The 6,973-nt window shown below is 61.7% G+C and carries 4 protein-coding genes and 1 pseudogene; 2 read left to right on the top strand and 3 right to left on the bottom strand.

Features of this window, described 5'->3' with window-relative positions; all coding sequences use genetic code 11:
• The coding region (locus TX78_RS02920) for a Pr6Pr family membrane protein (protein ID WP_044493328.1) at positions 1-515 on the top strand (515 nt) is incomplete at its 5' end.
• Here TX78_RS02920 and TX78_RS02915 read toward each other — a convergent pair.
• From TX78_RS02915 to TX78_RS02905, 3 genes are all read right to left on the bottom strand, one after another.
• Entirely contained in the window at positions 493-918 is a 426-nt protein-coding gene (locus tag TX78_RS02915) for a VOC family protein (protein ID WP_044493326.1), read from the bottom strand. The two genes, TX78_RS02920 and TX78_RS02915, sit on opposite strands and share 23 nt — an antisense overlap.
• 109 nt (positions 919-1,027) lie before the next feature.
• Positions 1,028-3,859 (bottom strand): DEAD/DEAH box helicase family protein, encoded by a 2,832-nt coding sequence (locus tag TX78_RS02910; protein ID WP_324603305.1) that lies wholly within the window; start codon positions 3,857-3,859, stop codon positions 1,028-1,030.
• 329 nt (positions 3,860-4,188) lie between these two features.
• On the bottom strand, positions 4,189-5,718 hold the full coding sequence (locus tag TX78_RS02905; protein WP_044493325.1) for a type I restriction-modification system subunit M: 1,530 nt from the start codon (positions 5,716-5,718) through the stop codon (positions 4,189-4,191).
• Positions 5,719-5,827: 109 nt separating this feature from the next.
• On the opposite strand from TX78_RS02905, the pseudogene TX78_RS02895 reads away from it, so the two are divergent.
• A pseudogene (locus TX78_RS02895) lies at positions 5,828-6,943 on the top strand (IS3 family transposase).
• Positions 6,944-6,973: the final 30 nt, after the last annotated feature.

Here is a 6,973-nt window from a genome sequence, read left to right as displayed (position 1 = left end):
ATCACCTGGTGAATCAGCCGGCCTATTTCACAGTGCTGTCAGCGCTGATGGTCTGTCTCACCTCAATCATGCTCGCGGTACGCACCAGATGGGACTCGCAGCTGTTCCAGGTGGTGCGGCTGTCCGGGGTGGTGTGCGTGATCATCACCGGGGTGGTGTTCAATCTGCTGCTGCGCGGGGACGGTGCACTCACCGGGGTGCGGCTCTTTAATGACACGGTGCTGCACCTGCTGGTGCCGGTCCTGGCACCGCTGGTGTGGTTGATTTTCGGTCCGCACGGTCGGCTGCGCCCACTGGTCGTGGGACTGTCCATGGTGATCCCGCTGACCTGGCTGGCGGTGACCCTGGGACGCGGCCCATTCTTGGACTGGTATCCGTACACGATTCTGGATGTGCCCGGTATGGGTTATCCCGGTGTGTGGACCTATGTTGTCAGCATCCTAGGTGTGTACCTGGTGCTGGCCCTCCTGATGTGGGCAGTCGACCGCGGCATCACTCGGTGGGCCCGACCATGAACATCCATTCCACACCGAATTTGTCCCTGAGCTGACCGAACTTGCCGTTGGGGTCCCAGGGGGCGGGCTCCAGGGCGATCGAGATTTCTGAGTCGGGGGAGAGCTTCTCCCACCAGGAGGCGATCCGCGCGTTCTCCTCGGGGCTGTCCTCACTGGCACTGAGAGCAATAGTTCCCAGCCCGTTGCCGGCAATACCCTCAAAGAGGTCGGCGGCCATCAGGTGAGCACCGCGCTCCAGGTAGAGCGAACTGTGCATGATCCGGTCTTTGTTCTCGCTGTCGTCGCCGAGTCCGGCCTCATAGGTCAGCAGGTCCAGTTCGCCGCCGAAGACGGAGGCGTAGTAGGTCATCGCCTCCCGAGCGGTGCCGGGAAACTGCAGGTAGGGGGTCATTCCAAGTGCCATCGTGCTGCCTTTCATCTAAGCGGAAGAAGGGACGACGACGCCGGCTCGGACATCCTCGCCCGCGCTCAGTCTGAACGATGTTCCTCGGCAGCGGAATAGTTGCTGGCTGTTAGCCTGCGTCGCGGCCGCTGAGTGAGGTGCGAAGAGGGGCCGCGCGGCGACGGATATTGTCCAGGATGCTGATGACTTCAGGCATGCGTTCTTCGCCGATCACGTCGTCGGCTTGGCCGTAATCTGTGAAGGGCGAGTCGAACAGCTGGCCTGCGCTCATGCTCCCGTTGGCTGTCAGGTAGTCGATGATTTGATTGATGAACCGCAGCTGATCGGCGCTGAAGTCCGCGTCTCGGATGAATCCGGTGAATGCCTCTTGCACTGCGGCACGGTCGAGACCGACAAGCGAACGCAGGAAGATACCGAGCCCCTCAGAGTCGGCAATGGCGGCTTGTAGATCTTCACGGGTGCCAACACCAGCCTCCACCAGAAGTTGTTCCAAGGCTTCCAGGTCCTGGTCGGTGAGCTGCTTATTGTGCCGTAGCTTCTGCACCGCGATGTTGTCGAGGTTTTGCCGCAGGAACCGTTCGGCTTTGTCTCGGATGAGCCGTGGGTTCGTGCCGGGTGTCATGTGTTGAATGTCGACGTCGTCCACCCGGGTCAAGGTGTCTTCGAAGCTGGTTCGCACCGGCTTCCACCGGGTCTTGTCCACCAGGGCAATGAGCCCGCGTAGCTTCCGGCGGACGTCTTCGAGCATGAGGTGGGTGGCGTCGGTCCACCATGCGTCTTCGCGGATAGTCTCCAGCAGGGCCGCTTGCGCACGTACCTCAGGGATGGTCGTCTTAGTGAGGAGCCCGTCGGCGATGTCCTGGATCTTGTTACGCTGTGCGGCGAATGCTGCTGTGTTGTGGGTGAGCAGGGCCAGCTGGGCTCGCAGTATGGTCAAGTCGAAGCTCTTGGCTTCCTCAGCCTCTTGCAGCACGTTAGTGGGAAGTGGCCCCAGCTTCTTGGTGAGCTCCTCAGCTTCCTCTGGGGTGAGGTTCTCCCAGGGGCTGATGTCGGTGTAGCGCTCCACGAGTTCACGGTGGGGACGGACCTGCACGTTGTGCGGGTTGAGTCCGGTGACGTGCACCCGCACCGCATGGGTGAGGTCAGCACGGAACCCTTCGGCCCCCTCATCCTGAGACTGATCGTGCAGGGCCAGTAGCAGCTCCAGGCGCTTCTCGAAGATGTTCTCGGAGAGTGTCTTGGGGCGGGCGCGTTCGGGCTCGGGGACGTCGGCGTTGAAGAAGTCGAGGTTTCCGCAGACGTCGAGGATGAGGAACTCTGTCTTGTTCTCGCCGGGGCCGAAGAGGTTTTTTCTGGTGCGGGTGCCGCGGCCCACCATCTGCCAGAACTTGGTCTTGGAGAATACGGGTTTGAAGAACACCAGGTTGAGCACTTCGGGGACGTCGATGCCGGTGTCAAGCATGTCCACAGTGATGGCGATTTGGGGTTCGGCGGTGGGCTGTCGGTTGCCGAAGTTGTTAATGAGCCGCTGGTTGTGTTCCACAGCGTGGGTGATGACGCGGGCGAATTCGCCGCCGTGTTCGGGGTATTGGGCGTTGAATCGTTCGTAGATGAAGTCTGCGTGGGCTTGGTTTTTGGCGAAGATGATGGTCTTACCTAGGGTGTCTCCTCCAGCTACTCGGAGCCCGTGCTCGAAGAGCTGGGCGAGGACCTTGTCCACGGTGTCGGTGTTGAAGAGGCGCCTGTTGATTTCGGCGGCGTTGACGGCGTTGGGGATCTCCCCGTTCTCATCCCATTCGAGCTGGTCCCAAGCGTCTTTCTCTTCGTCGCTGAGGTTCTCGTAGGTGATGCCTTCGTCCATGAACTGAGTGCCGATCCTCAACCCCCGAGCAGGCACGAGGTAGCCATCGGTAATCGCCTCATCCAGGGAGTATGCGTCGGTGGGTTGGCCGGGGGTGTGTCCGAAGAGCTGGTAGGTATTGCGGTCCACTTGGTCCACGGGGGTGGCGGTGAGTCCCAGCAGCAGGGAGTCGAACCACTCGAAGATGGACCGATATTTCTGGTAGACGGAGCGGTGGGCTTCGTCCACGATCACCAGGTCGAAGAACCCAGGCCCGTAGAGCTTGGTGCCGTCGTCGCGGATCTGGTCGATCTGATTGAGCATGGTGGGGTAGGTGGAGACGTAGATCCGCCCGTCGGGGTCTTTCTCATCGAGCAGGTTGATGGGCGGCTGCTCGGGGAGGTGTTCTTTGAAGGCGTTGACGGCTTGTGCGACGAGGGCTTTGCGGTCGGCGAGGAAGAGGACGCGTTTGATCCATCCGGCGCGCAGCATCTGGTCCACCAGGGCGATGACCGTGCGTGTTTTGCCGGTTCCGGTGGCCATGACGAGTAGGGCGGCACGGTGTTTGTCGGTGAAGTGTTCTCCGACGGCGCGGATGACGCGTTCTTGGTAGGGCCGGTCGACAATCTCGGTTTTGATGGGGGTGGCGGCGAGTGCTTGGCGTCGGCGGCGCAGCTGGTGACGCCACTGCAGGTCGTCGTGGGAGAGGAAGGACAGCACGGTGCGCGGGGGATACCCGGTGTTGCCGTGGGCGCGGTCTTCCCAGATCCAGGTGGTCCACCCGTTGGTGTAGAAGATGATGGGCCGCACGCCGTGCTGGGCTTCGAGGGCGTCGGCGTAGAGGCGGGCTTGTTCTTGTCCTGCTTCGGCGCTGCGGGAGGTGCGTTTCGCTTCGATGACGGCCAGGGGTGTGCCGTCACTGCCCCAGAGGACGTAGTCGGCGTGTACGCGGTCGAGGATGGTGGCGATGCGGCGTTGTTCTTCTAGGGGTGGGAGGGGGATCTGAAGGTCTCCGAGTCGCTTGAGTGAGATCGAGCGTCGCCGGTGCACGCTTCCTGCACCCAGAAGATCGTACTGAGCTAGCGCACGGGTGCTCTTCATGAATCGGAGTAGATAGTCCGGATAGACCCGGCTCTGATCGACTGAGAATGCTGTGTACATCGGGCTGATCAGTGCATCGCAAGGGGCGATACCAATTGAACCCTCATCTAGATGGATCGTTGCATAGGCGAAGTCTCCTTCTTGCACATACTTGTACGCACTCAGATCCCGACTGTGGACCTGCTTACTAAAGTACTCGTCGCTCCTGACAAACCCTTTGTGCTTAGTTACGGAGTAAACGGGAGCATTGGTGTCTTCGCCGGCGCGCTTTCCCGCAGGGCGAATCAGATCCTGAAGGGGAACAGTGGCCCAAGTTCCCGGCAGGGTACTCACTTCAGCATCTCCTTGAGGTCGGCGAGGCCCTGTCGGATCTCCTCGTCGAGCTTCTCCAGCTCGGCAATGATCTCCAGCGGGTCCTGATGGTCCTCCTCCTCGAAGACGATCTCCTTATACCTGTTGATGCTCAGGTCATAGTCGTTCTCTGCGATCTCCGTGCGCGGCACCACGAAGGACTGCTCAGTGCGTGCCCGGTCCCGCTCGGCCTCACGCTGGGACCAGCGGCGGACGATGTCGGGCAGGTTGTTCTTCGCGTGCTCCTGCGCGGAGAGTTCCTCGCGAACCGGGCCCAGTTTGTCCTCATCCAGCAGGGGAGTTCGCTTGTCATCCAGGCTGAACCCATCCGCTTGCACGTCATAGAACCACACCTCATCCGTGGCGCCCGCGCCACCGGTCTGGGCGTTGGTCTTCGTGAAGAACAGGATCGCCGTCGACACCCCGGCATACGGTTTGAACACACCCGAGGGCAGCTTCACCACAGCATCAAGGCGCTGATTCTCCACCAGCGCCTTCCGCAGATCCTTATGCGCCTTCGAGGAGCCGAACAACACACCATCGGGCACAATCACTGCAGCACGGCCGCCCGGCTCGAGGAGTCTCAGGAACAACGCCAGGAACAGCAGCTCTGTCTTCTTCGTCTTCACCACACTCAGCAGGTCCTTGGACACTGACTCATAGTCCAGGCTCCCGGCAAACGGCGGGTTCGCCAGCACTAGGGAGAACTCATCAGTCTCACCGATCGCGCCCTCAGAAAGGGAATCCCGGTACCGGATATCCGGGGACTCCACCCCGTGCATCATCATGTTCATCGAACCGATGCGCAGCATCGTCGAATCAAAGTCATAGCCGTGGAACATGTCTTCGTGGAACTGGCGCTGCGCATCCTGGCGCATCAGCGCCTCGCCATGATGCTCACGCACATGCTCACTCGCGGCTACCAGGAACCCCGCCGTTCCACAGGCCGGGTCAATGACCCGGTCGCCAGGCTTCGGGTCCATCATCGCCACCATGGTCTGAATGATGTGCCGCGGGGTGCGGAACTGGCCGTTCTGCCCCGCCGTGGACAGCTTGGAGAGCATGTACTCGTAGATGTCCCCATTAGTGTCCCGGTTGTCCATGGGGATCGAATTCACCAGGTCCACCACACGGGTCAGAATCCCGGCCTTCTCCGCATTGATCTCCAGGCGAGCGTTTGCCATGTGATCCGAATAGGTGGAGGACTCATTGCCGAGGTTCCGCAGGAAGGGGAAGACTTCCTGGTCCAGGGTGCGGTGCAGAGTCTGGGCATCCAGATTCCGCAGCTGGTGCCACCGCAGATGCTGCTGATCCGGGCCGAACAGCGGGCTCCCCACCACTTTGCCGTACTTGGCCTGCTTGTCACGGAGCGTGTGCACATCATCGAGACGACGGATGAACAGCAAATACGTGATCTGCTCGATGATCGTCAGCGGATTGGACATGCCTCCCGTCCAGAAGGCATCCCATAACCGATCAATCTTTGACTTCAGCTCACCAGTGACCATGGGATAAAACTCTATCCTCAGCCAGGGACAGGCATCGCGTGGGCGTGAGGAACGGATCGGTGACAACTGATCGTTAGCGCCGCGAGGCGCTGACGGGGAGGATGTCATCATGCCCGGTCCCTATCCCAGAGAGTTCCGCGAGGATGTCGTCGCGGTCGCTCGTAGCCGCGAAAGCGGCGTCACCATCAAGCAGATCGCCGTCGACTTCGGTATCAGCGAAGCGACGTTGCAGAACTGGCTCTGCCAAGCAGACGTCGAGGACGGCAACCGTCCCGGTCAGACGGCTGCGGACGCTGCCGAGGCTCGCGAGTTGAAGAAGCGGGTCCGGTTGCTCGAGCAGGAGAACGAGGTTCTCCGGCGGGCGGCGGCGTATCTGTCGCAGGCGAACCTGAAACTCGGTGGCTCCCCAAAATGACGTACCCGCTCGTATCTGAGCTCGCCGCGGACGGCATCCCCGTCTCGGTGTCGTGCCGGGTTCTGAAGCTCGCTCGCCAGCCCTACTATCGGTGGCGCAACGCCCCGATCCGGGATGCCGACGTGCTCCGCGCGTATCGGATCAACGCGCTGCACGACGCACATCACGACGATCCGACGTTCGGCTACCGATACCTCGCTGACGAAGCGCGGCGGGCTGGGTGGCGGATGAGCCGCCGGACGGCATGGAAGTTGTGCTCTCAGGCTGGGATCCTCCCGTCCGCGCAACGCCGCCGGCGCGGGAAAGGCAAGAAGGCTGGCCCTCCGGTGTTCGATGACCACGTGAAGCGCGTCTTCCGCGCCGACGCACCGAACCGGGTGCGGCTGACCGACATCACCGAGCACCGCACCACCACCGAGGGCAAGCTCTACTGCTGCGCGATCAAGGACGTGTTCTCCAACCGCATCGTCGGTTACTCGATCTCGGATCGGATAACCGCGAAGCTGGCCGTCGACGCCGTCCGCAACGCCGTCACTCGCCGCGGTGAGGTTGCCGGCTGCATCCTGCACGCCGATAGGGGCAGCCAGTTTCGAAGCAGGGCGATGGCTCGCGAGTTGCGACTTCACGACATGGTCGGCTCGATGGGCCGCGTCGGCGCGGCCGGCGACAACGCGGCAGGAGCTGCGGCTGGCGATCGTCGTGTGGATCGAGAGGAAGTATCACCGCCAGCGAGCCCAGGACGCCCTCGGCGGCTTGACGCCCATCGAGTTCGAAGCGAAACTAACCGAGCCGCTCACGCTCGCGGCCTAAACCGAACCTGTCACCAGTTCGTTCCTCACG

It is taken from the genome of Nesterenkonia massiliensis (assembly GCF_000455245.1).
GTDB lineage: Bacteria > Actinomycetota > Actinomycetes > Actinomycetales > Micrococcaceae > Nesterenkonia > Nesterenkonia rhizosphaerae.
This window is presented reverse-complemented; position numbering and strand designations above follow the sequence as displayed.

What these genes read in the sequence shown, in the direction of transcription:
- TX78_RS02915 (WP_044493326.1), bottom strand. Translation starts at nt 918, where the DNA reads ATGGCACTTGGAATGACCCCCTACCTGCAGTTTCCCGGCACCGCTCGG.
- TX78_RS02910 (WP_324603305.1), bottom strand. Translation starts at nt 3,859, where the DNA reads ATGAAGAGCACCCGTGCGCTAGCTCAGTACGATCTTCTGGGTGCAGGA.
- TX78_RS02905 (WP_044493325.1), bottom strand. Translation starts at nt 5,718, where the DNA reads ATGGTCACTGGTGAGCTGAAGTCAAAGATTGATCGGTTATGGGATGCC.